Raw genomic sequence first — 26,268 nt, forward strand, 5'->3', positions numbered from 1 at the left:
AATGGGATGGCTGACCAAAGACATAGAGCACGCACCATGCACGGTGGAAGTGTCTCACAAGTTCGAATCGCTGCACGCGCATGTGCGCTTCAACAACGGCGCGGTGATCTATCCGGGCGACGAGGTGAAGGTGCACGGACCGGAAATCATGGCCCCCTTCGGTGAGGTCGTAAGCGAAGATCGCGACGCCACCATCGTGCGCGCCTCCAAGCTCGAACAGCTCTGGACCAAACTGACCGGCGATTTCGAGGTCATGGAACTCTGCGAGTTCTCGTTCTCCGAGGAGGTCACGCTATGAACGCCCACGCCGGAAAGCACACCGCCGACGCCACAACCGTTGAAGAGGGCCTGGCCATCGCCGAGGCGCAGGACAAGCTTTATAACGACGAGATGGCCACCGAGACGGCCATGGCCAACACCCTGCTCACGCCGCGCTTTTACACCACCGATTTCGACGAGCTCGACGCGATCGACGTCTCTTCGGTTCGCGAGGACTGGGACAAGCTTATCGCGCAGATGGTCGCCGACCCCAACAAGGGCCACTTCAAGAAGAACGAAGACTGGGACCATGTCGACTGGGAGAACATGGAGCCGCAGCTCAAGAAGGAATTCATCGACTTCCTGATCAGCTCCTGCACCGCCGAGTTCTCGGGCTGCGTGCTCTACAAGGAGATGAAGCGGCGCGGCAACAACGACGATATCACCCAGCTTTTCCAGCTAATGGCGCGCGACGAGGCGCGGCATGCGGGCTTTATCAACGACGCGCTGCGCGAGGCGGGACTGCGGGTGAACCTGGGCTTCCTTACGCAGAAAAAGAAGTACACCTACTTCCGCCCCAAGTTCATCTACTACGCCACCTATCTCAGCGAAAAGATCGGCTATGCCCGCTATATCACGATCTTCCGCCATCTCGAGGCGCATCCCGAGCACCGCTTCCACCCGATCTTCAAGTGGTTCCAGGAATGGTGCAACGACGAGTTCAGCCATGGCGAGGCCTTCGCGCTTCTGATGAAGACCGACCCCAAGCTGACCGCGGGGCGTAACGTGCTTTGGATCAAGTTCTTCCTGACGGCGGTCTATGCCACGATGTATATCCGCGACCATCAGCGCCCGGCCTTCCATGAGGCGCTTGGCGTCGATCCGGACTGGTACGCGCATGAGGTCTTCACCAAGACCTCGGAACTTTCCAAGCAGATCTTCCCGATCACGCTGGATATCGAAAACCCGCGCTGGCAGGCGGGTCTGGTGCGGCTGCAAAAGGCCAATGCGGATCTCGACCGTGCCCGCAAGCAAGGCGGTCCGCTGGGCCTGATCAAGCGCCTCGGCGCGCAGGCGCGGGCTGCCACGGCCTTCGCCGGGCTCTACTTCATCCCGGCGAAAAAGCACCAGGTGCCAACCTCGACCCGGCTGGAGCCGGTCTACTGATGGCCCGGGCCGCGGCCCATATGCAAAACCGGCGTGGGGGGCCAGCCCCCCACGTCGAAATCGCATGGCGATTTCAACCCTTCCCCAAGAGTATGCGGGCCGAGATGAAACAGGAGGGCGACGCGTGTTGACCTCGCCCTGGATCGCGGCCCTGGCAGCCCTTTTCGTCTGGTGGTTCTCCACCGGTGCGATTCTGTGCCTCGTGCGCCATGCCGACCGGGGCGGGCGCCGGACGCGGATCCTCTGCACGACGCTTGGCCTGCCGCTCCTGCTGGCTGGGCTCTGGGGCTTTGCCGCGTCGCTCGATCTTTCGGGGCCGGGCGCGGCCTATGCCGCGTTTCTCTCCGCGCTGGCCGTCTGGGGCTGGGTGGAGCTGTCGTTCCTGACCGGTGCCATCACCGGCCCGAACCCCTATGCCTGCCCCGAGGACCTGCCCGAGTGGGAGCGGTTCATCCGCGCCTGGGGCACCATCGCCTATCACGAGATGCTGCTGACCGTGCTCTTTGCCGCCATGTGGCTTTACGGGGCGGGGGCCGAAAACACCGTGGGCCTCTGGACCTTCACGGTCCTCTATTTCGCGCGCATCTCGGCCAAGCTGAACCTCTATTTCGGGGTGCCGCGCATCAATATCGAATTCCTGCCCGGCGCGCTGGAACATCTGGCAAGCCATTTCCGCATCTCGCGGCTCAACTGGGTGTTTCCAGTCTCCGTCACCGGGCTGACCTTCGCAGTGGCCTGCTGGCTGGAACGGCTCCACGCCGCCACGACACCGGCCGAAACGGTCGGCTTTGCCCTGCTGAGCGCGATTACCGCGCTTGCCCTACTCGAACACTGGCTGATGGTGCTGCCATTGCCGGATGCCAAGCTTTGGCGCTGGATGCTACCCGCTCCGGTGTCAAGCACTTCAAAAACACCAAATACGACAAGACCGGAGGGGACCCATGGATTTTGACGCCATGTTCGACGCGCAGCTCAACGCGCTCAAGGAAGAAGGCAATTACCGCATTTTTGCCGAACTGGAACGGCAATGCGGCGCTTTCCCGCGCGCCAAGAGCCACGACGAGGAGACCCCCGACGAAGTGACCGTCTGGTGCTCGAACGATTATCTCGGAATGGGCCAGAACGCCCATATCCGCGAGGTCATGAAAGACGCCATCGACAGCTGCGGCACCGGCGCTGGCGGCACCCGCAACATCTCGGGCACCAACAATCACCATGTGGCGCTAGAGCGTGAACTGGCCGACTTGCACGGCAAGGAAGCAGCCCTTCTCTTCACGTCTGGCTACGTGTCAAACTGGGCCGCACTCTCGACGCTTGGCGGGCGTCTGCCCGATGCGGTGATCCTGTCAGACGAGTTGAACCACGCGTCAATGATCGAGGGGATCCGGCACAGCCGCGCCAAGAAGGTCATCTGGAAACACAACGATCCCGAGGATCTGGACCGTAAGCTGGCGGCCCTGCCCGCCAACGCGCCCAAGATCGTTGCCTTCGAGTCCGTCTATTCGATGGATGGCGACATCTGCCCGATGAAGGAGATCGTCGAGGTCGCCGAAAAGCACGGCGCGATGACTTATCTCGACGAGGTGCACGCGGTCGGCCTTTACGGTCCACGCGGCGGCGGCGTCAGCGAACGCGAGGGGCTGGCGCATCGGATCACCCTGATCGAGGGGACGCTTGGCAAGGCCTATGGCTGCATGGGCGGCTACATCACCGGCTCCGCGGCAATGTGCGATTTCGTGCGTTCTTTTGCGTCGGGCTTCATCTTCACGACTGCCCTGCCGCCTGCGGTGGCCGCGGCGGCCAAGGCTTCGGTTGCGTATCTCAAAGACAGCAGCGAGGAACGCCACGCACAGCGCGACCGGGTCGCGTATCTGCGCGCGCAGCTTGACAAGCAGGGCATCCCGCATCTGGGGAATGCAAGCCACATCATCCCGGTGATGATCAAGGACCCGGTCAAGTGCCGCATGCTGTCCGATATCCTGATGCGGGATTGGGGCATCTACGTGCAGCCGATCAACTATCCGACCGTCCCCAAGGGCACCGAACGGCTGCGTTTCACCCCTGGTCCGTTGCACAGCTATGACGACATCGACCACCTGGTCGAAGCGCTCAGCGTTCTGTGGAAGCAATGCGCGATCGCCCACGCTGTGGCGTAAAACCCAAAACCACCCCAGATTGCACGAAGGGCCCTTTGACATCTGTCTCAGGGCCCTACTTCTTCTCCTACCACAAGGTATGGAGTTCCTTATGAAACAGACATTTACCCTTTCGGCGGCACTGCTCGCCCTGGCCGTCCCGGCACTCGCCGGAGAACATGCGTCTGGCGATGCAGAGGCTGGCGAAAAAGCGTTCAATCAATGCAAAGCCTGCCACATGATCCAGGACGCGGATGGCGAAATGATCGTGCGCGGCGGCCAGGTCGGGCCGAACCTCTACGGCATCGTTGGTCGCACGGCTGGCTCGGTCGAGGATTTCCGCTATTCCGACCTGCTGGCAGCCGCAGGCGAGCAAGAGATCGTCTGGGACGAAGAAAAATTCGTCGGATACGTGCAAGACCCCACCGGCTGGCTGCAAGAGGCCACGGGCGAAAGCGGACGCTCGAAAATGACCTACAAGCTGCGCAAGGAAGAGGACGGGTTCGACATCTGGGCGTATCTCGCCTCGGTCGGTCCCGATCCCGAGAGCTGAGGCGGCGGACGCCTTCGGCGAGAGTACTTTTGGAATAATAAAATGCAGGAGCGCGCCGGATCGTCTCGGCGCGCTCTTTTGGTGTCGTGAGTGGTCTTATGTCGCGAGACTGAGCGGAATGACCTCGGCAGCGCGGCCCATGGCGGCGCGCGCGGTGGCGGCGATATCGGCCGCCGTCAGCCCGGCATCGGCATACATGTCCTCCGGGCTGGCATGGTCGATATACCGATCCGGCAGGCACATCGTTCGGATAGCGAGGCCGCGGTCGAGCGCGCCAGCGCCGGCCAGGGCTTGCAGTACCATCGCGCCGAAGCCGCCCTGCGCGCCCTCCTCAATAGTGATTAGCGCGCGGTGGTGTTTGGCCAGCTGCAGCGTAAGGTCCATGTCCAGCGGCTTGGCAAAGCGCGCATCGGCCACGGTCACGCTGACGCCCTCGGCACGCAGCGCTTCGGCGGCGGCGAGCGCCTCGGTCAGATGCGCCCCGTAGGACAGGATGGCCACGTCACTGCCTTCTTCAAGAACACGCCCCTTGCCGATCTGCAGCACATCACCGCGCGCCGGCATCTCCACGCCCGTACCCGCGCCGCGTGGATAGCGGAACGCAATGGGTCCGTCGTCATGCGCGGCGGCGGTGGCCACCATGTGGCAAAGCTCCGCCTCGTCGGCGGCGGCCATCAGCGTCATACCCGGCAGTGCGCCAAGATATCCGATATCAAAGGCGCCTGCATGGGTCGGCCCGTCCGCGCCCACCAACCCGGCCCGGTCGATAGCGAACCGCACCGGCAGCCCTTGCAAGGCCACGTCATGGACCACCTGGTCATACCCTCGCTGCAGGAAGGTCGAATAGATCGCACAGAACGGGCGCAGCCCGCTCGCCGCCATGCCAGCGGCGAAGGTCACAGCATGCTGCTCGGCGATGCCCACGTCGAACACGCGCGCTGGAAAGCGTTTGGCCATGATGTCGACACCCGTGCCCGAAGGCATCGCGGCAGTCACCGCCACCAGCTTGGGATCGCACGCCGCCTCGGCAGTCAGGGCCTGCCCGAAAACCGACGTATAACTTGGCGCACCGGCGGATTTCTTGGCCTGGGCCCCGGTGGCGGGATCGAATTTCGACACGCCATGGCCCCGGTCCGCGCTGGTTTCGGCGGGGGCATAGCCCTTGCCCTTCACGGTACACACATGGATAAGCACAGGCCCCGTCGCCCGCGTGCGGGCCGCGCGCAGAACAGGTAGAAGCTGGCTCATGTCATGCCCGTCGATCGGCCCGACATATTCGAACCCCAACTCTTCGAAAAGCGTACCCGCGCCGGACAGACCCGTCACAAGCTGCCGCGCGCGCCGCGCGCCCTCCCGCATCGGCGCAGGCATCGCGGCCTCGAAACCTTCGGCCAGGCTTTTCATTCGTGCCAGCGGTTCGTTGGCGTAGAGCCGGCTGAGATAGGATGACATCGCGCCCACCGGGGGGGCGATGCTCATCTCGTTGTCGTTCAGGATGACGAACAGCCGCCGGCCTTCCGCACCAGCGTTGTTAAGCGCCTCATAGGCCATGCCGGCACTGATCGATCCATCACCGATCACTGCGATGGCGTCGCCGGTCGGCTGCCCCATGTCGCGCCCCACGGTAAATCCCAGGGCGGCGGAAATCGAGGTGGAGCTGTGTGCCGCGCCGAACGGGTCGAACTCGCTTTCCGCGCGCTTGGTGAATCCAGAAAGCCCACCCTTCTGCCGCAGCGTCCGGATACGGTCGCGCCGGCCCGTCAGGATCTTGTGTGGATAGCATTGATGCCCCACGTCCCACACGAGCTTGTCCATCGGCGTGTTGAAGACCGAATGGATCGCAACCGCCAGCTCCACGACCCCAAGCGACGACCCCAGATGTCCGCCGGTCTCGGAGACCGCGGAAATCACCTCGGCGCGAACCTCATTGGCCAGCCGGCGCAGGTCGCCGTCGGGCATCTGACGCAGGTCGGCTGGGCCGGCGACGCGGTCGAGAATGGGGGTGTGTGGTGTGTTGGTCATTTGCGCGCCCTCCCTCGGGGCAGCCCCTTTGCCCGGGGGCCTTTCGCGTCGCCCGCACCTGGCGGGGCGCGACGGCGCGTCTTGTCTAGGTCTGGTCGCGCGGGCCGCCCGGCAAGGCAGCCCGCGCCTGTCTTTCAGATTACTCGCCGTACTCGGGCGCGCCCGTGGAAGCCAGCTCCGGCCAGTACTGGATCACATTCGTGCCCTGCAGCGGCTGCTGATAGCCCTTGTGGCACGTCTTGCACGCCGCCTTGGGCGCATCGCCGTGCATTGGGCCAAGACGCTCGGGCGGATACTGATCCTTGAGCGGCACGAGATACTCGTTGTTCATTTCCTGAACCATGGTGATGCCAAGCGACTCGGTCGCCCATTGCGGCGTCACCTGCGCCCCGTCATAGAAGGCGCGGGAATTGTGGCAGAACACACAGTTCACCCCGAGCGAATTGGAGACGTAGTTCATCAGCGAGTAGGTCCGCTCGGCCTGCTGGATCCCGGGATAGCCATCGACACCCGGAATACCCGCCACCCGGCTTTCAAGGTCGTGGACCCCGATCATCTGGGTGTCCAGCAGATAGGCCTCGAGCGCATCCGACGGAAGCGAGGTGTACTGGCTGAGCGACGTGGCGCGGTTCTGGATCGCGCTCCAGCCTTCAACGCGCTCGTTGACCGGCGTGATCTTGAACCAGATATCCGACGGCACGTTCATACCCCGGTGGCAGGTGAAACAGGTCACCCCCACTTCCTTGTTGGCATTGACGTGTCCCGCCCAGGCTTCGTTGATGTTCTGGGTCATCTGGATCATCCGCCGCGCAACGACCTTGGTGTAAATGTCGTCCGAGGCGAAATTGCCGTCCTCGCCATGGCAATAGGCGCAACCCTGCTCGGGCGCCACCCAGCGGGTGATCGCCGCCATCAACCGGTTGAAGTTGGCATCGGTGAGATCGCCCAGAACCTGCACGTTCTCGTAGATGTCGCCCGCCTTCTCCTCACCGGCCTCCGGAATGATTGGCTCATCCTCGATCAGAAGCTCGATATCCGGATCCGGCACCGCCAGGTTGGCCTCGAACTTCGGAACCGACATGCCGGTGCCGCGCGGGCCCGTCTGCAGGCTGTCCGTGGCATAAGGCTGTCCCGCCGCCACCAGAAGGGCTGCCACGAAGACCGCCGCCCCCACGACGCCCACCGCGATGGCGGGGCCGTAGATATTGGTGGGATTGTCGGCATTCCACTTGTTGAACCATTTGGGAAACATGGATCAGTCCTCCTTGCCGATGAAGGCCTCGTAAGACCCGTAAGCCTCGTAGCCGTAAGAGCCGTCATAGGCCGGCGCGAAATTGTGCTCCTGCGCCCAGATGAACCAGTTGTCCACCACGGTGCCGGTCAGAAGGATTCCAATGCCACCGGTGATCGGCGTCAGCACGGCGAACCACCAGGCCCAGCGGTGAATGCCTTCCATCGTTGCGTTGAAGCCCATGGTCCAGCGCCAGAACAGCGCGGCACGCTCCGTCGCGGTGCCACGGTCGACGATCTGCTCCAGCTCGCGGTCGCCGCCATAACGCGTCACGGCCAGGATGGTCGCGCCGTGCATGGCGAAGAGAAGCGTCGAGCCGTAGAGGAACACGATGCTCAGGCAGTGGAACGGATTGTAGTAGAGGTTCCCGTAGCGGATCGAGAAGGCCGTGGTCCAGTCGAGATGCGGGAAGATCCCGTAAGGCACCGCCTCTGACCAAGACCCCATCAGGATCGGACGGAAGAGGTTCAGCACCAGCATCAGCCAGATCGCCGAGGCGAAAGCCCAGAAGATGTGCTTGCCCATCTTGTGCTCGACCGCCAGCAGATAGGACCGGATAAGCCAGGTCATCACGCTCACCAGCAGGAAGAAGCTCGCGATGATGAACCAACCGCCGTCATTCAGCGGCGGAATGGACAGGCCATGTTCCGGCCCCGGAGGCTCCAGCGCCAGCCAGAAGCCTTGGCGCAGGAATTCCGGGATCGACCAGTTGACCTGAGCCAGCATGTTGAGGCCCACGATATTGAGTGCCAGGATGAAGGTCAGCACGCTGATAAGACCGGTCCAGCCAAGGTAGATCGGACCAAGCTGCGCGTTACCCATCCAGCCTACGATCGTACTGAACCGTGGCTTGCCGGCGCGCTCCTCCATCATGTTGTTCTCGTTGTCCATCCCCCACTCGGGCGGGCCCTGGACCTGAACTTGGGTGAATATGTTCTGATATTCGATCATCGCTTATATCCCCATCTGCGAGGGCCAGATCGGCAGCTCGAGCCACCAGTTCCACCACTCGGGCCATCCCTTGGTCCAGACGGGGCCAGAGATGATGATACATACCGCCGACCAGAAGCCGGCATTGAGCGCCAGAAGCAGGCCCACGCGGTGAATGCCCAGCGTGCCCACCGAGTAGCCGATGAAATCGCGAAAGAACGTGTCCTCGTGATCCGGCGTCTTCATTTCCTCACCCTTCTCGGGATTGGCCGCGGACAGGATCAGACCGCCATGAAGCGCCAGTGCCAGCGTGGTGGTAAAGAAGAGCGTCACCGCCAGCATGTGCGCCGGGTTGTAATGGAAGTGCAGATAGGCGTAGCCGGTGTTGCTCACCCAGTCGAGGTGGCTGAAAATGCCGTATGGAAATCCGTGTCCCCAAGCGCCCATCAGCACGGGCCGGAACACCACCAGCGTGACATAGGCGAAGATCGCGACGCTGAAGGCGAAAGGCACGTGATAGCCCATCCCCAGCTTCCGGCAGATCTCCACTTCGCGCAGCGCCCAGCAACTGAAGGCCCCGATGGCGCAGATCGTGATGATCTGCCACAGACCGCCCTCCATGAGCGGTGCCGCACCCAGTCCGTAACTGAGGTCGGGCGGCGCGATATTGATAAGCCAGGGATTGAATGTTCCCTGGTGGGCCGCGCCCCAGAAAATCAGGATCGTGCCCAGAAGCGCGAAGAACGCCCCCAGCACGCCGAAGAAGCCCACATAAAACGGTCCGACCCAGAAGTCGAACAGATCGCCGCCGATCAACGTCCCTCCGCGGACCCGATACTTTCTCTCAAAGCTGAGCAACGCCATTGTCTCTCTCCGCGTTTTCGGCCGGGCCTCGTCAGGGTCGAGCCGTCAGTCTTAATTTGTTTGTTGCGGGCGACATTGGGCTGCCGCCCGCAACTGTCTTCATGGAACAAATGTTCCCTGGGTCACTCGACGGCAGCGCGCGACGCGGCGGCATTCTCGAACCAGTTGACACCATTCGACAGAACCACCAGGTGGATCATCGCGGCCAACAGGAACAGGAATGCACCTTGTGCGACAAACACGCGGCGCGGATCGAAAATGAGCCAGATCTTGTAGAACTTCGACATTTCCAATCCTTCCTTAGAACCAGGGAGCCCAGATGTAGGTTGCGATGTGCGCAACCAGTGCAATCAGCGCGAACAGCCAAAGGCCGCTCATATAGACCGAATGCAGCTCCTGGGCTTGCTCGTCGGTGAGACCTGTGAAGGACAGGTCGGTATTATCAGCCATGAACTTTCCTCCGGAACGTTATGCTGACGCCGCGTACCCCGCGGCCGGGTCGCCCTTCGGGTCCGAAAACCCTCGGGGCCCTGCCCGCCCAAAAGCGGAAAGGCAGTTCGGTATTCCCGGTCTGACCGCGTCAGGTCAGAGCGAGAAAATCAGGGGCGTCATGCGGTCCGCCTCGGCCCAGGCCCGCGCTAGCGGCCCCCGGATGTTCAGCGTCTGCAGACGAACGATGTCGCGCAGCCAGGTCACCGTCACGAACGGGATCGCAGCGATGAAGATCAGCGTGAAATAAAGCCGGAACTCCGCGGTACGGCGGCGGCGGCTTACACTCATGCGCGGCGGCGGGTTGGACGTCAGATCAGTCATGTGATCCCTCCTCTGGTTGGTCGGTGACGGCCCCGGGCATCCGGGGCGAAATGGCTTGCACGGTTTCCAGCACCACGCGCTCTGCGCCCTGGCGCAGCGCGGCGTCCTCCGCGGCATCGCGAAGCGTCTTGGCAGCGGAAATCCGGGTCAGGATCGGGTGGCTTGCGACCACGCGATCAAGCTCGGCCTGCGCATCGGCATCCCACGGGAAATCGCGGCGCAGGGGCGTGGGTGTGGCCGCCGCGGCGTCCATCTCGGACCCCAGCGGCAGAATGTGAAAGAGCGCATCGAAAAGCCCGTTACAGACTTCCTGCACAAGGTAAGTGGCCCCCGCATAGCCCATCATCGGCGTGCCGGTGGCCCGCCGGATCGCGGCGCCGGGAAAGCTCGCCGGAATGAAGGCCGGCTTCGGTCCATGCCCCGCGCTCATCTCCGCGAGGTACATCTTCTCGTTGATCGACCCCATCAGGATCAGCGGGCGCTTCTGGTGGATCAGCGCGCGCACCTCTTCGTTATTGGTCTTCTTGCCCGCGCAGCGCGCGACGGCAAAGGCACAGGGCAGACCCAGGTCGTTTTCAAGGAAGTTGCGGATGCCTCGCGCATAGGTCTCGTTTGCGACGATGCCAAAGCTCGCCGTGGCAAAGAAATCCTGCGTGACCGAGCGCCACAGATCCCAGACCGGCTTAATCGTCGAATGCTTTTCCTGCGCGATGAACGGCTCGGGATCGAGGCCCAGCATCTCTCCCAGCATGCGCAGGAATTTCGTCGTGCTGTCGATCCCTACGGGTGCCTGCAGGTATGGTTTACCCAGCACCTCGCACAGGCCGCGCCCGAATTCGCGATACATGCAGATGTTGACATCCGCGTTCACCAGGTCGCGCATTTCGGCCAAATGCGCGCCCAGCGGCATCACCATGTTGACCTCGGCGCCGATCCCCTCGACCAGCCGGCGGATCTCGTGAAGATCCGAAGGCATGTTGAACGTGCCGTACATCGGCCCGAGGATGTTGACGCGCGGCTTGTCATGCTCTTCGCGCTTTTTCTCCTTGGGCATCCGGCCCTTGGTCATGCCGAACTCGGTGAAAAGCCAGGTCATCGCCCGGTCGGCAGCCTGCCATTGATCCTCGTCGATGGTGCGCGGCAGAAACCGCTGGATATTCGTGCCCTGCGGCGTCACGCCTCCGCCGATCATCTCGGCGATGGAGCCTGTGACCACAACCGCCGGCAGCGCCGGATCAAGCGTGCCCCAGGCGCGCTTCATCGCCCCCTCAGTGCCCTCGCGGCCCAGCTCTTCCTCGCCCAGCCCCGTCACCACGATCGGCAACTCATGCGGCGGCAGCGCGTCGGTGTAGTGCAGAACAGAGGTTACCGGCAGGTTCTCGCAGCCCACCGGCCCGTCGATCACCACCTGCAATCCCTTGACGGCGCAGAAGGCGTAAACCGCCCCCCAGTATCCGCCCGCGCGATCATGATCCTGAATAAGCATCAGATCATCTCCTGCGCTTTTTTGGCCCGCGCCTGCTTTTCCAGTTTCTTCTGGTTCAGCGCACGGAAATCATCGCGCACATTGGGCTGGCCTTCCCAGACCCCGGCGGTATCGCCTTCTCCCACGCCCTCAAAGAAGGCTTTCATGCTGTCCATACGGTCCTTGTTGGCGATGGCGGCGTTCACCACCTCGCCCAAAGATCCCGCACCCGCAGGCCCCATCAGGGGCCGCGCCGAAATCAGGTTGGTGAAGTAAAGCCCGGGGATGCCTAGCTCTTTTGCCTTCTGCACCACCGGCGTCGTGCCGATGGCCAGATCCGGCTTGATGCCCTCCATCGCCGCGCAATCGTCTTCCAGAGAGGCGCGGAATTTCACCGTCACGCCCTTGGCGCGCAGCCACTCGGCATCCGCCTCGGACCACGGGCTTTTGGCACAGGCCGTGCCGACGTAAGGCACCTCCGCCCCGCTTTCGATCAATAGCCGCGCCACCAGAAGCTCGCTGCCCTCGTAGCCCGACAGCGTGATCGTTCCCTTGATCGGCGCGGCGCCAAGTGCGGCGTCAATCGCTGGGATAAAGGCGTTCTGCGCTGCGGCCACCTTGTCGGCGGCAACGCCGAAGCTGTCCCCAATCGCGGCCAGCCAGCTCGCCGTACCATCCCGGCCCACCGGGGCCGATCCCAGCACGGAACGACCCGCGGCCTGAAACTCCCGCACGGCAGCGGTATAAAACGGATGTATCGCCGCTACGGCACCGCAATCCAGCGCCGCGTAAAGCTCACGCCATTCCCGGCACGGCACAACCGGCCCTGCAGCCAGCCCCATCGGCGCCAGCATCTGCCCGATCATCATCGGATCCGCCGGGAACATCTCACCCAGAAGCGTGACGGTGGGCCTGTCAGACACACCGCCCTCGGGCGCGGCGACGGGTCCCGCCTGCGCTTCGCGGCGCGCATAGTTCAGCATCGCACCGGCCAGCACGTCCTTGGCCTCGGCGTGGGTCGGAATGCCAAAGCCGGGCACGTCGATCCCGACGATCCGTACGCCGTTGATCTCGTCCGGCAGAAGGCGCAAAGGCACACCGCTCGCGGTCGGTACGCAAAGGTTCGTCACGACCACGGCGTCGAACCGGTCCGGATCGGCCAGTTCGTGCACCGCGTCCCGGATGTCCTCGAAAAGTTTGCCGGTCACCAGCGATTCCGAATTGAACGGCACATAGCCCACCGACCGGCGCGCGCCGTAGAAATGGCTGACGAAGGTCAGGCCATAGACACAGCAGGCCGACCCGGACAGCACCGTCGCCACCCGCTTCATTCGCAGCCCCACGCGTAACGACCCGAATGCCGGGCACATCGACTGCGGCTTGTCATGGGGGCCTTGCGGATAGTCCTTCGCATATTGGTCCAGCAGATCGCTCTGCCCAGCCATCCGCGCGGCCTTCTCCATATCGTGGCCCGAATGACAGCCCAGGCCGGGATCGCCGGTCAGCTCGGGCGCGGCCTCCTCGGCCTTGCCTTTGATCACCTCGACCTCGCCCGCGGCGTCGTATGTGACCTCTTCGGTCATGAAATCCCCTTCACGCGTCGTCATAAATCACTTCGAGCGACTCTTGCGGCTTGGCGTTCTTGCCGCGCATGTCCTCGTCGGTCGCGGGCTCCAGCGTGACGCCGGCGCCCGTCTCGGACCCGTCGAACAGCGCCAGAAGCCCATCCTGATCGAGCGGCGCAGGCCGCACCGGCGGCGCCAGCGACACCGCCTCGGCCAGACCGGCAAACAGGCTGCCCCACTGGCTCTTGTCGGTTCCCACGATCTGGTAATTCGCAGACTTCTTGCGCAGGTCGTCATCCTGCGGGATCGCGGCCAGCACGGGGATATCGACCGCCTCGGCAAATGCTTGCGCCTCGCCGGAATGGTCGTCCTTGTTGATCACAAGGCCCGCGACACCCACATTGCCGCCCAGCTTGCGGAAATATTCCACCGCCGAGCAGACATTGTTGGCGACGTAAAGCGACTGCAGATCATTGGAGGCGACCAGAATCACCTTCTGCGCCATGTCCCGCGCGATCGGCAGGCCGAAGCCGCCGCAGACCACATCGCCCAGAAAATCGAGCAGGACATAGTCGAAGTCCCAGTCATGGAAGCCGAGCTTTTCCAGAAGCTCGAAGCCGTGGATGATCCCGCGCCCGCCACAGCCGCGGCCCACCTCGGGCCCGCCGAGCTCCATGGCGAAAACGCCGCCGCGCTTGAAGCACACGTCGCCGATCTGCACCTGTTCTCCGGCCAGGTTCTTCTTGGTCGAGGTCTCGATGATCGTCGGGCAGGCCTTGCCGCCAAAGAGAAGGCTGGTGGTGTCCGATTTGGGATCGCACCCGATCAGCAGCACGCGTTTGCCCTGCTCGGCCATCATGTGGCTGAGATTGGCCAGCGTAAAGCTTTTGCCGATGCCACCCTTGCCGTAGATCGCGATGATCTGCGTCTTGCTGGTCGGCTCATCCGTCACGATATCGGCCAGATCCTCGTTTGCCTCGTCGCGCAAACGCTGGTTGAAATCTTTGAGGTTCGGTACGTCGTCTTTCACGCCGCGTCCTTCCAGTTCAGTATCATTTTGAGACAGTCAGGGCTTTCGAATGCTGTCCGGTACGCCCCTTCCGCCTCGCTCGCAGGGCGCTGATGCGTGATCAGCCCCCCCATGTTCAGCGCGCCGCTTTCGATCAGGCGGCCCACCACCGTGAGATCCTCGCGCGTCCATTCCGCGGCGACGCGTAGCCGTGCCTCGCGCATGAACGCAGGCGGAAAGGCAAAGCTGAGACCTTGCGGGTAGAAGCCCGCCAGAACGATCTCGCCGCCCTTTTTCAGGCGTCCGATCAGGTCGTTGAGAATGGCGGCATTGCCCGAGGCGTCGTAAATCGCACCATAATCGCGGCGCGGGTCGTCCTCGGGGCTGATAACCTCATAGCCTTCGGCCCCACCCTGCCGCGCCGGATCGGTTTCCCAGACTGTCGGCGCCGGGGCACCGGCGGCGATCGTCAGCCGTGCCAGAAGCCGGCCCAGAACGCCGTGCCCCACGATCAGCTCCGGCACATGCTTGTTCAGCCCCGCCATCGCGTGGCGCGCCGTGGCGGCCAGCGCCAGAAGTGCGCCTTCCGGACCTGCGTTCGAATCGGTTCGAGTCACCCGCTCGGCGGCGGTCACCAGCCGACTCGCGGCGCCGCCGAAAAGGCCGAACGCCCCGTCGAAACAGTTGGCCCCGGGCACGAAGACGTGATCGCCGGGCTTGAACCCGGTGCCGGGCGCGGCCTCGACCACCTCGCCGGCGGCCTCGTAGCCCGGCACAAGCGGATATCCCGAGCCCGGAAAGGGCGGCATGTCCCCGGTCCAGAACAGTTTTTCGGTACCCGTGGAGATGCCGGAATGCGCGATCTCGACCACCAGATCGCCCTCACCGGGGGCCGTCAGCGGCAGCCGGTCAAGATGCAGATCCTTGGGTCCGTTGAGAAAGACAGCGCGTGCGTCCAAGGCGAAACTCCCTTTGACCCTCGTCGTGATGTGCCTTTGCGGCAGCGGGGTCTCGAAGTTCAGTCTATTGGCAGGGGTTAAAGTGTCAAGTTTTCTTTACATATTATAATGCAAAGTTAGCTTGACAGCCCATCCGACTCAGACGGCTTGAAGGCGCTCAGCGCGCTGGTGATATAGGGTCGCGGTGCGCGGGGGATCCGCAGCTGCTCAAAGCCCGCCGCGCGGCACATTTCGGCGATCCGTTCAGGCGACCGCGCCCGGCCCGTGCCCATCGCCATCGTGTAAAAGGCAAAATAAAGATCGCCCGCGCGTTCCGGTCTGGCCCCGCCCGCCATCGGCTCGGACACGATCAGCCGCCCGCCGGGCGGCAGCGCGTCGTACACCGCGCGCAAAAGCGCGGTCACCGTGTCGTCATCGTGATCGTAAAGCACCCGGATCAGGCTGATCACGTCAGCTCCTTCGGGAAGCGCATCTTCGCGGAAACTGCCGCCTGCCAGCGTGACACGCGCGTCCAGCCCGAACTCGGCCACGCGGGCGCGGGCCTGCGGCATCACCTCGGGCAGATCGAACAGGATCCCTCGGGCGCGCCGGTTCCGGCGCAGAACTTCCGACAGGAACACACCCGATCCGCCGCCCACATCCATCACCGTCACATCGCCCTTCACCGGCAGCATCGCCAATGTATCGCGCGCCACCAGAACCTGGCTTTCGGCCATCAGGGTCGAATACCTGTCGGCCACCTCAGGGTCGATCTCGCCACCCGCGCCAAAGACATAGGGCCAGAACCGCTGCAAACGCGTCTCGTCTTCGCCCCGCATCAGCGCGATAGGATCGGCCATGTCGGCATAGAATTCGCGGTTATGCGCAATCATGGCCTCAAGCCCCGGCACCCCGAGAATGGCCGCACCCTTGCGCGCCAGCGCAAACCGGCCGTCGCGTCGCTGCTTCAAAAGGCCCAGCGCGACGCCGCCCTTCAAAAGCTGCTCCATGCGGTCGACGGGCACCTGGTGGCCAAAGCCCAGCGCCTCGGCGCTTTGCGCGCCCTCCAACAGCCCGCGCAGGATACCCGTCTCAACCAGCGTGCCCAGCACCTGACTGGCGACAAATCCCTGCAATATCTCGAAAATCTCGGCCCCGTCGCGCCGCGCCATGCCGCGCCCGAAAGGCAGCGCGCTGGCGATCTTCTGGACGTCGGGCCGCGCGATCAGCCGTGCGAAAAGGCCCGACAGCCGCACACGCCGCCGCGGCATCTCGGGCTCATGCACGGCCATGCCGATCAGGCCCTGTAGCGTGCGGGCATCTTCGGCATGATCGCCTGCGCCTGCAGGCGGACCATCTCGGCAAGCTGCGCCTCGCCCGGACAGGACGGGATCGACGCGATCGCCCCTGCAAGAATATCCTTCAGGCGCGCCACCGCGCCGTCGACGCCGTAAGCCGCCACGGCATTGGGCCGTCCGTGCAGATCATCCTGACCCACCGGCTTGCCCAGCGTTTGCTCGTCCAGCACCGCATCGCGCAGATCGTCGGCCACCTGGAACGCCTCGCCGATCAAGGCACCCAGATCGCGCCACGGCTCGGCCTCATGGCCTGCCGAGATCGCGCCCATTTCCGTCGCGGCAATGAACAGCGCGCCAGTCTTGGACCGGTGATAGGCGGCAAGGTCGACCTCCGCTTCGCTTTCCCAGCCCTGTCCGGCGCAAATGCCATGCGGCATGCCCGTGCGCCGCGCCAGCGACAGGATCAGTTGCGCCGCCCGCGCGGCATCCGCGCCCGCGGCTTGTCCAAGCACCTCGAAGGCCAGAATGATCAGGCTGTCCCCAGTCAGAACCGCCAGCGGTTCCGAGTAGGCGCGATGCACCGACGGCTTGCCGCGACGCAGATCCGCATCGTCGAAACAGGGCAGGTCGTCATGCACAAGGCTGGCGCAATGAATAAGCTCCAGCGCCGCCGCCGCGGCGTCCGACAGCACCGGGCGGTCGTCGCCACAGGCCGCCGCCACGGCCAGCAGAATCGTGGGCCTGATGCGCGCGCCCCCGGGCAGACAGGCATAGGCCAGCGCCTCGGACAGCTGCTTCGGCGCCGCACCGCCCTGCGCCCCCTGCAAGGCACGGGTCACGGCGGCGTCGATCCTGCGGGAATGGGGCATGGGCGGCTCCTGTCTGGCATGTGTCACGCGATTGAGACAACCGCAGTGTAAATCATACTGGACAGTTTGGGGGATCGAGTCAACAATCGCTGCCATGAAGATGCCTGCTCTTCCCGCCGAAACCGCCGGCCGCGTCCTCGTGATCGGGGCCGGGATCGGGGGATTGGCCTGTGCCGCGCGACTTGCGCAAGCTGGGCGTGCGGTAACCGTTCTGGAACGTCATGACGCGCCGGGCGGCAAGATGCGCACCCTGCCCTCGCCCGCCGGTCCGGTCGACACCGGACCGACCGTGCTGACCTTGCGGCCGATCTTCGACGCGCTTTTCGCCGATCTCGGCGAACGGCTCGACGATCACCTCGATCTCGTCCGCCAACCGGTGCTTGCGCGCCATTTCTGGCCAGACGGCAGCCAGCTCGACCTTTACGACGATCCCGAGGCCAGCCGCGAGGCCATCACCGCCTTCGCCGGGCCAACGGCGGCCCGGCAATTCACCGCATTTACTGCCCGCGCGCGCGAGCTTTTCCACGGCTTCGACGGGCCGATGATGCAGGCCCCGCACCCCAGCCTGCCCAAGCTGATCGCCCACGTGGCGGCCAATCCGCGCCTTCTGCGGCGCATGGCCCCGATGTCGACCCTGGCCCAGCTTCTGGACAAAAGCTTCGACGACCCCCGGCTGGCCCAGCTTTTCGGGCGCTACGCCACCTATGTCGGCGGCTCGCCCTATCAGGTGCCCGCACTTCTGTCGCTGATCTGGCAGGCCGAGGCGGCAGGCGTCTGGGTGATCCGCGGCGGAATGCACCGGTTGGCCGCCACCCTCGCCGATCTCGCAATCGCGCGCGGCGCGCGCTTTCACTACGGCGCGCATGTCGACCGCATTGACACCGAGGCAGGCCATGTCACCGGCGTAATCCTGCGCGACGGCACCACCTTTCCCGCCAGCCACGTTGTCTTCAACGGCGATCCGCGCGCGCTCTCCACCGGCGCCTTGGGCGAGGCCATTACCCGGGCTGCCCCAAACGTGGCCCGCGCCGCGCGCAGCCTCTCGGCCGAGGTCTGGGCCTTCGCCGCCCGCGCCCACGGACCTGACCTGGCGCATCATAACGTATTCTTCCGCACCGACCCGAAGCCTGAATTCGACGCCCTGGCCCGCGGCGAGCGTGTCGCGGATCCCACGCTTTATATCTGCGCCATGGATCGCGGCCTGCCAGAGGCTCCGCCGCCGCTTGAACGCTTCGAGATCATCGCAAACGCGCCGCCCCTCGACGGGCTGCGCGCGCAAGAGGAGTTTTCCCGATGTCAGACACGCACGTTCCGCACGCTCGCCCGTTTCGGCCTGCGCTTCGATCCGGAACCGGACCGGCACGCGCTGACGACACCTTCGGGCTTCGACCGGTTGTTTCCCGAGAGCACCGGATCCCTCTACGGGCAAAGCCCGCATGGCACGATGGCGGCCTTCCAGAGACCGCAGTCGACGACGCCGATCCGGGGGCTTTACCTCGCGGGCGGGGGCGCCCATCCGGGGGCGGGAGTGCCGATGGCGACCCTCTCCGGCCGGCATGCGGCCGAGGCGATCTTGAAGGACCGAACTTCAATCTCGATGTCCCGCCCAACGGTTACGCCTGGTGGTATATCGACGGCCTCTCGGCCTCGGGCCAGCGCGCGATAAGCATCATCGCCTTTATCGGTTCGGTCTTTTCGCCATGGTATGCGTGGTCGGGCCGGCGCGACCCGGAAAACCACGTCTGCATCAATGTCGCCACCTACGGCCCCGGCGGGCGCTTTACCATGACAGACCGGGGCAAATCCGCCCTGCGCCAGACGCGCGACAGCTTCACCGTCGGGCCATCATCGCTGCGCTGGGACGGCGCCCGGCTCATCATCGATATAGACGAGATCGGCGCGCTGCCGATGGTCAGCCGTGTGCGCGGCCAGGTCACCCTGACCCCGCGCGCCATGACCGGCGTGGAAATGCCGCTCACGGATGACGGCGCGCATGTCTGGCGGCCCTTCGCACCGACCTGCGATATCGACGTGGCGCTTGACGCGCCGGGCTGGCAATGGGCCGGTCATGGCTATTTCGATGCCAATTTCGGCACCCGCGCACTGGAACAGGATTTCAGCTACTGGACCTGGGGCCGCTTCCCGCATCGCGGCGGCAGCACGTGTTTCTACGACGCAGTGCGGCTCGACGGCTCGGAACTGGCCGCCGGGATCCATTTCGATGCTGATGGCGCGGCCCGCGTAACCGCGCCGCCGCCCAAAGCACCCTTGCCCCGCTCGCTCTGGGCCCTGCGTCGCGAGACCCGCGCCGATCCGGGCCACCGTCCATCGCAGGTGCGGCCAATGCTCGACGCGCCCTTCTACAATCGCGCCGCCGTGCGCACGCGCATCGACGGCGAGGAATGCACCGGCGTGCACGAAGCGCTCGATCTCACGCGTTTCCGCTCACCCTTGCTGAAACCCATGCTCGCCGTGCGGGTGCCGCGCCGCCGCGGCTGGACCTTCCGCGACTGACGCGCAGGTCTTGGCCGGCCACATGCCGAAAGTCAGATCAAATCAGCTCTCCGCGCCCGCGTTGGGATTGCGCTGCCAGACCGAATAGTTGAGCGCACCGGCAACGCTGACCCAGACAAGGTAAGGCACAAACATCAACCCTGCGATCCAGTCGACCTCCCACAGCGCCACAAGCGTCAGCGCCACGGACAGCCAAAGCCCGATCAGCACGATCAGCCCCAGCCGCAACCGCTTCAACCCAAAAAACACTGGCGTCCACAACCCGTTAAGCGCGATCTGCAACGACCAGAGCGCCATTGCCACCGCGTTGCCATCCGACACCGCCACGCGCGCACCCGCAGCGGCCATCAGCAGGTAAAGCGAGGTCCACGCGACGGGGAAAAGCCAGTTGGGCGGCGTCCATGGCGGCTTGTCGAGGCTTTCGTACCACTTGCCCGGCGGGAAGAGCCCACCGGTCGATCCTGCGGACAGGCAGGCCAAAAGAAAGATTGTGAAGCAAAGCCAAAACATGATGTTAACCTAGCTCCGCCCGTTGTGCCTGCAAGGCCGCGCGCCGCGCCGCATCCTTGGCCTTGAGCGTGGACATGGTGGCGTAAAGCGTCTCGCTCCAGTCCTTCGCCGTAGCCGATCCATCGCTCGCGGCCTGCACGAGAAAGGCCGTCTCGGGCAAGGGGCGCGCGTAGATCACGGCCGAGCGTGGCATCACCACCGTCGCGCCCGCGCGCAGCACCGACAGCGCCAGCCAACCCAGTTTCTGCGCCGTGTTGGTGCGCGCCCGGTGGCTGATCGCATCATATCCGCCCCGCCGAAGCTGAGCACCGATCCCGGCATAGATATAGCGCGCCGCGAATATCCCCGGACGGCACGTTACGGGCAGCGCCCCGACCCCGGCTTCGGATTTCGCATATAGATCGTCGGCGCGCCGCAACAGGCGCATGATCACCCCGCGCAACTCTGGCGTGAAGGTCGGTTCGGCCAGAAACGCATCCGGGTCGATCCCGGCCTCTTCCAGCCAGTCGGTCGGCAGGTAAAGTCGTCCCTCGCGGGCATCCTCACCCACGTCCCGGGCTATATTCGTCAGCTGCATCGCGACGCCCAGATCACAGGCCCGCGCCAGCGCATCGGCTTCGCGCACACGCATCAGCACGCACATCATCGCGCCCACCGCCGACGCCACCCGGGCCGAGTAGGCCTGCAAGTCGCTCAAGGTCTGATAGCGCCGTCCCATCGCGTCCCACGCCAGACCTTCCAGCAGCGCCTCGGGCAGTTCGCGCGGCATAGCGAACTCCTCGATCAGCCCGGCAAAGGCCCGGTCCGCGGGCGCATCCCTCGGCGTGCCGCGATAGGCAAGGTCCAGCCGCTCATGCAGCCTCAGAACCGCCTCGGCCTTCTCGGTTTGCAGATCGACGGCGTCATCCGCCAGCCGGCAGAACGCATAAAGCGCAAGCGCCGGGTCGCGCACCTGTGCGGGCAAAAGTTTGGAGGCGGCATGAAACGACCGCGACCCGTCCCGGATCGCCGCGGCGCAATGCGCCATGTCCTCGACAGCAATCGTCATCGCCGGGCGACCGTTTCGGCGTCGGGCACCAGTTGCCCAAGCACCTCGGCGCTGGAAATCACCCCGGGCAATCCTGCCCCGGGATGCGTGCCCGCCCCGGTCAGGTAAAGACCGTCGAGTTCCTCGCTCACATTGTGCGGGCGAAACCATGCCGACTGAAAGATTCTCGGCTCCAGCGAAAACCCTGTCCCGTGCGGACTGAGGTAGCGGTCGCGAAACGTGTCGGGTGTAAACACTTCCGAGGCCGACAGATGCTCCGACAGGCCCGGAAGCAGATTTTCTTCCAGTACATTTTGGACATTGGCCAGATATTTTTTGTACATTTTGGACCAATCCACCGGATCGTCGTGCCCAAGATGCGGCACCGGGCTCAGCGCATAAAAGGTGTCATCGCCCTCCGGCGCCGCGCTCGGGTCGGTGACCGTCGGGCGGTGCACGTAAAGGCTCATGTCCTCCGACAGCTTACCGTTCAGGAAGATGTCTTTCACAAGTCCTTGATAACGCGGGCCGTTCAGCACGGTGTGATGCCCCAAGTCCGGCCATTTGTCCCGCGTGCCTTTCGTTCCGAAATACCACACGAAAAGCCCCATGGACCAGCGCGACCGCTTTAGCTTCGCCCCCGTCCAGCGACGCTTTTTTATATTTCGCAACAAGTGGTTATAGGTATGGCCGGCATCCGAGTTCGACACCACAACATCGGCCGGAATGATTTCGCCCCCGCTCAGCTTCACGCCAGCGGCACGACCATTTTTGACAAGGATTTCATCAACTTCCGCACTCTGCCGCACCAACCCGCCCTGATCAGCCACGACATCCGCCATCGCCTTCGCAATCGCCTCGACACCCCCCATCGCGTAATGCACCCCGAATTCCTTTTCGAGATGGCTAACAAGGATATACATCGACGTCACCTTGAACGGGTCCCCCCCAATAAACAAAGGGTGAAACGAAAACGCCATGCGCAGTCTCTCGTCCTTGAACCGCTTCGCAGCATGGGCATAGACCGACCGATCCGCACGGAGCATACCGAATTTTGGAAGCACCTTGACCAGGTCCCACAGCTTGTGCATCGAACGGCGCCCGAGATCCTCGAAGCCGAATTCATAGCGCGCTTCGCTATCCCCTAGGAACCTCTCGTAACCCGCTGAATCTCGTGGAGAAAGCCGCGCCACTTCGGCCCGCATCGCATCGGTGTCCTGCCTCGCGGTAAACCGGCTGCCATCCGGCCAGCGGATCTCGTAGAACGGATCAAGCGCGCGCAGATCGACATCTTTGTCGAACTCCCGCCCGCAGGCCGCCCAAAGTTCTCTAAACACTTGGGGAACTGTAACAATTGTCGGCCCCAGGTCGAACCTGTGCCCGTTCCGCCAGATGCTGGATCCGCGCCCGCCGGGGCCTTCGAGCCGGTCGAGCACTGTTACTCTGTACCCTTTGGCTCCCAGCCTCATGGCCGAGGCAAGCCCCCCCAGACCTGCGCCGATAACGATGGCATGGGGCCGCATCGCGGCCTCCGCGGCGTGTTTCATTTCCGGGTCGAGACGTGTCAACATTTTACCAGACTACATGTGTCTAGTTAAATTGACAATCTCGCATTGCAGCCCTTTTCTGCCTCTCAAAACCATGTCAGTAATAGTAGACACTGCTTTGAGGGGAGACAGGCCATCCAAACCGTCAGTCTCAGCTTTTTTCGGTTCAGGCCGGGCTTTGCCAGGGTATGGGCCTTTGCCATGATGGGGCTTGCGCGCCCCGCGTTGGCGCGCGTTCCGGATATCGGGTTCTGGAAGCTGTGCGGCTCTGGCACCGGCGAGGGGTTCACGCCGATCCCCAATACTGGCGTCTACGCGATCCTCGCCACATGGCCCGACCCCGAGACAGCGCGCGCCCGAACCGAAGAGGCCGATATTTTCCGGCGCTACCGGGCGCGAGCCCTTGAAAATTATACTCTTTTCTTGGCCCCCACCTCAGCGCGGGGTGCGTGGTCGGGGCAGAGGCCGTTCCAGACGATACCGACAGAGCATACCGGTCCGGTTGCTGCACTGACCCGGGCCACGGTGCGGCCCGGCGCGGCGCTGCGTTTCTGGAACAGGGTGCCCGACATCTCGAAAGTCATCGGCGCGGATGAAAACGTGGCTTTCAAAATCGGAATCGGCGAGGTGCCGCTTTTGCATCAGATCACCTTTTCGGTTTGGCCCGATACAGGCGGCATGGCCGCCTTTGCCCGCGAAGACGGACCACATGCGCGGGCCATTCGCGCGGTGCGCGAGGGCAAATGGTTTCGCGAAGAACTCTACGCGCGTTTCGCTATTCTTGGCGCACGCGGCACATGGGAGGGCGGCCAGCCGCTCGCCCGGCTTGGACTAAAGACATGACGACAGCTTTTCCTTTTTCCGCCATCGTTGGCCAGGACGACATGAAACAGGCGCTTATTCTGACGGCCATCGATCCTGGCCTCGGCGGCGTTCTTGTTTTCGGGGACCGTGGTACTGGCAAATCCACGGCCGTACGCGCGCTTGCAGCCCTACTGCCTCCGATCCGGCAGGTGGCCGGGTGCCCAGTCAATTCCGCAGATCCCGCGGACATTCCGGACTGGGCCCAGGTCTCGGAGAAAGAGTTGGTCGAACGGCCTACGCCGGTGGTCGACCTGCCACTTGGCGTTACCGAAGACCGGGTGACCGGCGCACTGGATATCGAGAGAGCCCTGACCCGAGGCGAAAAGGCCTTTGAGCCGGGACTCTTGGCGCGGGCGAACCGAGGCTATCTTTACATCGACGAAGTCAACCTTCTCGAAGATCATATCGTCGATCTGCTGCTGGACGTGGCACAGTCGGGTGTCAACGCGGTGGAGCGTGAAGGCCTCTCGATCCGCCACCCGGCACGCTTTGTGCTGGTCGGCTCCGGCAACCCCGAAGAGGGCGAATTGCGCCCTCAGCTTCTGGACAGGTTTGGTCTGTCGGTCGAAGTGGCGTCACCCACCGATATCGATCAACGGATCGAAGTGGTGCGCCGCCGCGATGCGTTCGAAAGCGATACAGAGTCATTTCTGGCCTACTGGCAGGCCGAGGATGCCCGCATACGCGATGCCATCCTTGCCGCTCGGCAGGCTTTGCGCGACACCAAGGCGACTGACGACCTCTTGCGTGACTGCGCGCAATTGGCCGTGGCCCTTGGCACCGACGGTTTGCGCGGCGAGCTGACATTGCTGAAAGCAGCCCGCGCACTGGCCGCGTATGAGGGCGAAGGCGCGGTGTCCCGGGAGCATCTTGCGCGTGTGGCGCCCCTGGCCTTGGCGCACCGTCTGCGGCGCGATCCCCTGGACGAGGCGGGCACAGGCGCGCGGGTGGCGCGCGCGGTAGCGGACGTTCTGCAATGACCACTGCCGCTGCCCGTGCCTTGGCCGCCCTGGCCATCGATCCGGGTGGCCTTGGCGGGTTAGTCCTGCGAACGAGGGTCGGGCCGGCGCGGGGCGCTTTTGAGAACGCGCTGACACGTCTGCCCGGCGAAGCGCGGCGTATCCATCCCGCGATCTCCGACTCGCAGCTTTTCGGTGGCCTCAACATCGCGGCCTCGCTCGCCGAGGGGCGGCCCGTCTCCGATCCGGGTCTGATCGATATGCCCTGCCGGCTGATCCTGACAATGGCCGAGCGGACGGGACCAGGGCTTGCCGCGCGTCTGGCCCGGATCCTGGATGGCTGCACGGGACACTGCCTGGTTGCCCTGGACGAAGGCGCCACCGCGGAAGAAGCCGTGCCTCGGGCTTTGGCGGATCGCCTTGCCTTCCATATCGAGCCCGACGAGGGGCGCGCCAAGGCGCTTTTGCTTCCCGCTCCGGCAGATATCGACGCCGCACGCGCACGCCTCTCGCAGGTGAAGACACCGCAGGACACCCTGCCCGCCCTTACCGCGTTGGCTGCACGTTTCGGCATCGAAAGCCTGCGGGCGCCGCTGTTTGCGCTGCGCGCGGCCCGCGCACTTGCCGCTCTGGATGGGGCCGAGCAGATCATAGATGCGCACCTGCAGGAAGCCGCGGAACTCGTCTATCCGGCCCGCGCCACGCAAATCCCGCACGCCCCGGAGCCGGAACCTGACCTGCCAGAAGATCAGCCGCCGCCGACGCCCGATCAAAGCGATCAGGATGACCAGGGCGCACCGGACATCCCAGAAGAGATCCTTGTCCGGGCGATTGCCGCGCTACTACCCGCCGACATCCTCGAGCGTAGTGCCGGACGCAGTCGCACTGCCGCGTCGGGCTCGGGAGCGGGCAACAGGCGGGCGGGCAACCGGCGCGGGCGACCGCTGCCTCCGCGCTCTGGTCGGCCAAATGCACAAGCCCGGATCGACACCGTGGCAACGCTTCGGGCAGCCGCCCCCTGGCAAACCCTGCGCCGCACCGGCGCGAACAAGCATCGCGCGGTAATCATTCATCCGAGTGATATTCGTCTAAAACGCTACGAGGATCGCTCTGACCGCCTGCTGATCTTTGCGGTCGATGCCTCCGGCTCTGCCGCGGTCGCGCGCCTGAACGAGGCGAAGGGCGCGGTCGAATTAATGCTCGCACAAGCCTATGCGCGTCGCGATCAGGTCGCGCTGATAGCATTTCGGGGCGACCGCGCCGACGAGCTTCTGCCGCCGACCCGATCTCTCGTGCAGGCCAAGCGGCAACTGGCCTCGCTGCCCGGGGGCGGCGGCACACCGCTGGCCGCCGGTCTCGTCGCGGTCACGGAACTGGCGAGGCACGCGACCGGGCGGGGCTTGACGCCCATGCTCGTCCTGCTGACGGACGGTCGCGCCAATATCCCGCTGTCCGGCGAGGCCGATCGCAAGACGGCACTTGAAGATGCCGAGACCATTGCGGCTGGTCTGAACATGCAAGGTATCGCCGGCGTTCTCATCGACACGTCCAACCGTCCGGCGGATCAGGCACAGCGCATCGCCGCCCGTCTGGGCGCGCGTTATATAGCCCTGCCCCGCGCAGACGCACGGGTCATTTCCACGGCAGTGTCCGAAGCTTTGGACAGCTAA

26 protein-coding genes are annotated in these 26,268 nt (G+C 64.3%); 10 read left to right on the plus strand and 16 right to left on the minus strand.

Annotation, left to right across the window (positions count from 1 at the left end; genetic code table 11):
• The first annotated feature begins 1 nt into the window (after position 1).
• From EZV60_RS13495 to EZV60_RS13515, 5 genes are all read left to right on the plus strand, one after another.
• Complete coding sequence (locus EZV60_RS13495; RefSeq protein WP_135506128.1) at positions 2-298, plus strand: hypothetical protein; 297 nt, start codon at positions 2-4, stop codon at positions 296-298.
• Positions 295-1,425, plus strand: coding sequence for a magnesium-protoporphyrin IX monomethyl ester (oxidative) cyclase (acsF, locus tag EZV60_RS13500; protein WP_135506129.1), 1,131 nt, complete (start codon positions 295-297; stop codon positions 1,423-1,425). Before EZV60_RS13495 ends, acsF begins: the two co-directional genes overlap by 4 nt.
• 127 nt (positions 1,426-1,552) lie before the next feature.
• Complete coding sequence (puhE, locus tag EZV60_RS13505; RefSeq protein ID WP_210115099.1) at positions 1,553-2,377, plus strand: putative photosynthetic complex assembly protein PuhE; 825 nt, start codon at positions 1,553-1,555, stop codon at positions 2,375-2,377.
• The gene (gene hemA, locus EZV60_RS13510; RefSeq protein WP_135506131.1) at positions 2,367-3,581 is read left to right on the plus strand and encodes a 5-aminolevulinate synthase; all 1,215 of its coding nucleotides are present in this window, start codon (positions 2,367-2,369) and stop codon (positions 3,579-3,581) included. The genes puhE and hemA overlap by 11 nt, the downstream gene beginning before the upstream one ends.
• A 91-nt stretch (positions 3,582-3,672) precedes the next feature.
• Positions 3,673-4,113 carry a c-type cytochrome gene (locus EZV60_RS13515; RefSeq protein ID WP_135506132.1) on the plus strand — a complete coding sequence of 147 codons (441 nt, stop codon included), beginning with the start codon at positions 3,673-3,675 and terminating at the stop codon, positions 4,111-4,113.
• Positions 4,114-4,209: 96 nt separating this feature from the next.
• On the opposite strand, the gene dxs is transcribed toward EZV60_RS13515, so the two are convergent.
• From dxs to EZV60_RS13580, 13 genes are all read right to left on the minus strand, one after another.
• On the minus strand, positions 4,210-6,135 hold the full coding sequence (gene dxs / locus EZV60_RS13520) for a 1-deoxy-D-xylulose-5-phosphate synthase (RefSeq protein ID WP_135506133.1): 1,926 nt from the start codon (positions 6,133-6,135) through the stop codon (positions 4,210-4,212).
• Positions 6,136-6,274: 139 nt separating this feature from the next.
• On the minus strand, positions 6,275-7,387 hold the full coding sequence (pufC, locus tag EZV60_RS13525) for a photosynthetic reaction center cytochrome PufC (protein ID WP_135506134.1): 1,113 nt from the start codon (positions 7,385-7,387) through the stop codon (positions 6,275-6,277).
• A 3-nt stretch (positions 7,388-7,390) separates the two neighbouring features.
• Positions 7,391-8,377 carry a photosynthetic reaction center subunit M gene (gene pufM / locus EZV60_RS13530; RefSeq protein ID WP_135506135.1) on the minus strand — a complete coding sequence of 329 codons (987 nt, stop codon included), beginning with the start codon at positions 8,375-8,377 and terminating at the stop codon, positions 7,391-7,393.
• Positions 8,378-8,380: 3 nt separating this feature from the next.
• A complete protein-coding gene (pufL, locus tag EZV60_RS13535; RefSeq protein WP_135506136.1) occupies positions 8,381-9,220 on the minus strand; it encodes a photosynthetic reaction center subunit L in 840 nt (279 codons plus the stop codon).
• A 122-nt stretch (positions 9,221-9,342) separates the two neighbouring features.
• Positions 9,343-9,507, minus strand: coding sequence for a light-harvesting antenna LH1, alpha subunit (gene pufA, locus EZV60_RS13540; protein WP_135506137.1), 165 nt, complete (start codon positions 9,505-9,507; stop codon positions 9,343-9,345).
• A 13-nt stretch (positions 9,508-9,520) separates the two neighbouring features.
• On the minus strand, positions 9,521-9,670 hold the full coding sequence (pufB, locus tag EZV60_RS13545; RefSeq protein ID WP_135506138.1) for a light-harvesting antenna LH1, beta subunit: 150 nt from the start codon (positions 9,668-9,670) through the stop codon (positions 9,521-9,523).
• Positions 9,671-9,805: 135 nt separating this feature from the next.
• The gene (pufQ, locus tag EZV60_RS13550) at positions 9,806-10,033 is read right to left on the minus strand and encodes a cytochrome PufQ (RefSeq protein WP_135506139.1); all 228 of its coding nucleotides are present in this window, start codon (positions 10,031-10,033) and stop codon (positions 9,806-9,808) included.
• Complete coding sequence (gene bchZ / locus EZV60_RS13555) at positions 10,026-11,519, minus strand: chlorophyllide a reductase subunit Z (protein ID WP_135506140.1); 1,494 nt, start codon at positions 11,517-11,519, stop codon at positions 10,026-10,028. The genes pufQ and bchZ overlap by 8 nt, the downstream gene beginning before the upstream one ends.
• Positions 11,519-13,081: a chlorophyllide a reductase subunit Y gene (gene bchY / locus EZV60_RS13560; protein ID WP_135506141.1), complete on the minus strand. Its 1,563-nt coding sequence runs from the start codon at positions 13,079-13,081 to the stop codon at positions 11,519-11,521. Before bchY ends, bchZ begins: the two co-directional genes overlap by 1 nt.
• A 10-nt stretch (positions 13,082-13,091) precedes the next feature.
• On the minus strand, positions 13,092-14,093 hold the full coding sequence (locus EZV60_RS13565; protein ID WP_135506142.1) for a chlorophyllide a reductase iron protein subunit X: 1,002 nt from the start codon (positions 14,091-14,093) through the stop codon (positions 13,092-13,094).
• Positions 14,090-15,031 carry a chlorophyll synthesis pathway protein BchC gene (gene bchC / locus EZV60_RS13570; RefSeq protein WP_135506143.1) on the minus strand — a complete coding sequence of 314 codons (942 nt, stop codon included), beginning with the start codon at positions 15,029-15,031 and terminating at the stop codon, positions 14,090-14,092. The genes EZV60_RS13565 and bchC overlap by 4 nt, the downstream gene beginning before the upstream one ends.
• Positions 15,032-15,147: 116 nt before the next feature.
• A complete protein-coding gene (locus EZV60_RS13575; protein WP_245306303.1) occupies positions 15,148-16,302 on the minus strand; it encodes an acetylserotonin O-methyltransferase in 1,155 nt (384 codons plus the stop codon).
• A gap of 5 nt (positions 16,303-16,307) precedes the next feature.
• Complete coding sequence (locus EZV60_RS13580) at positions 16,308-17,177, minus strand: polyprenyl synthetase family protein (RefSeq protein ID WP_135506144.1); 870 nt, start codon at positions 17,175-17,177, stop codon at positions 16,308-16,310.
• A gap of 94 nt (positions 17,178-17,271) precedes the next feature.
• Between EZV60_RS13580 and crtD the strand changes: the two genes are divergently transcribed.
• Both crtD and crtC read left to right on the plus strand, forming a co-directional pair.
• On the plus strand, positions 17,272-18,843 hold the full coding sequence (crtD, locus tag EZV60_RS13585; RefSeq protein WP_135506145.1) for a 1-hydroxycarotenoid 3,4-desaturase CrtD: 1,572 nt from the start codon (positions 17,272-17,274) through the stop codon (positions 18,841-18,843).
• A 2-nt stretch (positions 18,844-18,845) separates the two neighbouring features.
• A complete protein-coding gene (gene crtC, locus EZV60_RS13590; RefSeq protein WP_135506316.1) occupies positions 18,846-19,691 on the plus strand; it encodes a carotenoid 1,2-hydratase in 846 nt (281 codons plus the stop codon).
• 42 nt (positions 19,692-19,733) lie between these two features.
• Here the strand turns inward: crtC and tspO are convergent, their stop codons facing one another.
• The 3 genes from tspO to EZV60_RS13605 are packed head-to-tail and all read right to left on the minus strand — an operon-like array spanning position 19,734 to position 22,799.
• Positions 19,734-20,201 (minus strand): tryptophan-rich sensory protein TspO, encoded by a 468-nt coding sequence (tspO, locus tag EZV60_RS13595; RefSeq protein WP_135506146.1) that lies wholly within the window; start codon positions 20,199-20,201, stop codon positions 19,734-19,736.
• A 4-nt stretch (positions 20,202-20,205) separates the two neighbouring features.
• Complete coding sequence (gene crtB / locus EZV60_RS13600) at positions 20,206-21,249, minus strand: 15-cis-phytoene synthase (protein ID WP_135506147.1); 1,044 nt, start codon at positions 21,247-21,249, stop codon at positions 20,206-20,208.
• Positions 21,246-22,799 (minus strand): phytoene desaturase, encoded by a 1,554-nt coding sequence (locus EZV60_RS13605; protein WP_135506148.1) that lies wholly within the window; start codon positions 22,797-22,799, stop codon positions 21,246-21,248. Before EZV60_RS13605 ends, crtB begins: the two co-directional genes overlap by 4 nt.
• 111 nt (positions 22,800-22,910) lie before the next feature.
• Between EZV60_RS13605 and crtA the strand changes: the two genes are divergently transcribed.
• The 3 genes from crtA to EZV60_RS13620 are packed head-to-tail and all read left to right on the plus strand — an operon-like array spanning position 22,911 to position 26,268.
• Complete coding sequence (gene crtA / locus EZV60_RS13610) at positions 22,911-23,618, plus strand: spheroidene monooxygenase (protein WP_135506317.1); 708 nt, start codon at positions 22,911-22,913, stop codon at positions 23,616-23,618.
• Complete coding sequence (gene bchI, locus EZV60_RS13615; RefSeq protein ID WP_135506149.1) at positions 23,615-24,619, plus strand: magnesium chelatase ATPase subunit I; 1,005 nt, start codon at positions 23,615-23,617, stop codon at positions 24,617-24,619. Before crtA ends, bchI begins: the two co-directional genes overlap by 4 nt.
• Positions 24,616-26,268 carry a magnesium chelatase subunit D gene (locus EZV60_RS13620; RefSeq protein ID WP_135506150.1) on the plus strand — a complete coding sequence of 551 codons (1,653 nt, stop codon included), beginning with the start codon at positions 24,616-24,618 and terminating at the stop codon, positions 26,266-26,268. The genes bchI and EZV60_RS13620 overlap by 4 nt, the downstream gene beginning before the upstream one ends.

This window comes from Roseovarius aestuariivivens (genome assembly GCF_004761875.1).
Lineage (GTDB): Bacteria > Pseudomonadota > Alphaproteobacteria > Rhodobacterales > Rhodobacteraceae > Roseovarius > Roseovarius aestuariivivens.

Bases quoted from the DNA above. Each gene is read 5' to 3' on its own strand.
- hemA (WP_135506131.1), top strand. From the start codon at position 2,367: ATGGATTTTGACGCCATGTTCGACGCGCAGCTCAACGCGCTCAAGGAA.
- EZV60_RS13580 (WP_135506144.1), bottom strand. From the start codon at position 17,177: ATGCCCCATTCCCGCAGGATCGACGCCGCCGTGACCCGTGCCTTGCAG.
- pufL (WP_135506136.1), bottom strand. From the start codon at position 9,220: ATGGCGTTGCTCAGCTTTGAGAGAAAGTATCGGGTCCGCGGAGGGACG.
- acsF (WP_135506129.1), top strand. From the start codon at position 295: ATGAACGCCCACGCCGGAAAGCACACCGCCGACGCCACAACCGTTGAA.
- crtB (WP_135506147.1), bottom strand. From the start codon at position 21,249: ATGACGATTGCTGTCGAGGACATGGCGCATTGCGCCGCGGCGATCCGG.
- bchY (WP_135506141.1), bottom strand. From the start codon at position 13,081: ATGACCGAAGAGGTCACATACGACGCCGCGGGCGAGGTCGAGGTGATC.
- bchI (WP_135506149.1), top strand. From the start codon at position 23,615: ATGACGACAGCTTTTCCTTTTTCCGCCATCGTTGGCCAGGACGACATG.
- EZV60_RS13515 (WP_135506132.1), top strand. From the start codon at position 3,673: ATGAAACAGACATTTACCCTTTCGGCGGCACTGCTCGCCCTGGCCGTC.
- pufM (WP_135506135.1), bottom strand. From the start codon at position 8,377: ATGATCGAATATCAGAACATATTCACCCAAGTTCAGGTCCAGGGCCCG.
- crtD (WP_135506145.1), top strand. From the start codon at position 17,272: ATGAAGATGCCTGCTCTTCCCGCCGAAACCGCCGGCCGCGTCCTCGTG.
- bchZ (WP_135506140.1), bottom strand. From the start codon at position 11,519: ATGCTTATTCAGGATCATGATCGCGCGGGCGGATACTGGGGGGCGGTT.
- pufA (WP_135506137.1), bottom strand. From the start codon at position 9,507: ATGTCGAAGTTCTACAAGATCTGGCTCATTTTCGATCCGCGCCGCGTG.
- EZV60_RS13620 (WP_135506150.1), top strand. From the start codon at position 24,616: ATGACCACTGCCGCTGCCCGTGCCTTGGCCGCCCTGGCCATCGATCCG.
- EZV60_RS13575 (WP_245306303.1), bottom strand. From the start codon at position 16,302: ATGGCCGTGCATGAGCCCGAGATGCCGCGGCGGCGTGTGCGGCTGTCG.
- pufC (WP_135506134.1), bottom strand. From the start codon at position 7,387: ATGTTTCCCAAATGGTTCAACAAGTGGAATGCCGACAATCCCACCAAT.
- pufB (WP_135506138.1), bottom strand. From the start codon at position 9,670: ATGGCTGATAATACCGACCTGTCCTTCACAGGTCTCACCGACGAGCAA.
- tspO (WP_135506146.1), bottom strand. From the start codon at position 20,201: ATGTTTTGGCTTTGCTTCACAATCTTTCTTTTGGCCTGCCTGTCCGCA.
- pufQ (WP_135506139.1), bottom strand. From the start codon at position 10,033: ATGACTGATCTGACGTCCAACCCGCCGCCGCGCATGAGTGTAAGCCGC.
- EZV60_RS13495 (WP_135506128.1), top strand. From the start codon at position 2: ATGGGATGGCTGACCAAAGACATAGAGCACGCACCATGCACGGTGGAA.
- dxs (WP_135506133.1), bottom strand. From the start codon at position 6,135: ATGACCAACACACCACACACCCCCATTCTCGACCGCGTCGCCGGCCCA.
- EZV60_RS13605 (WP_135506148.1), bottom strand. From the start codon at position 22,799: ATGTTGACACGTCTCGACCCGGAAATGAAACACGCCGCGGAGGCCGCG.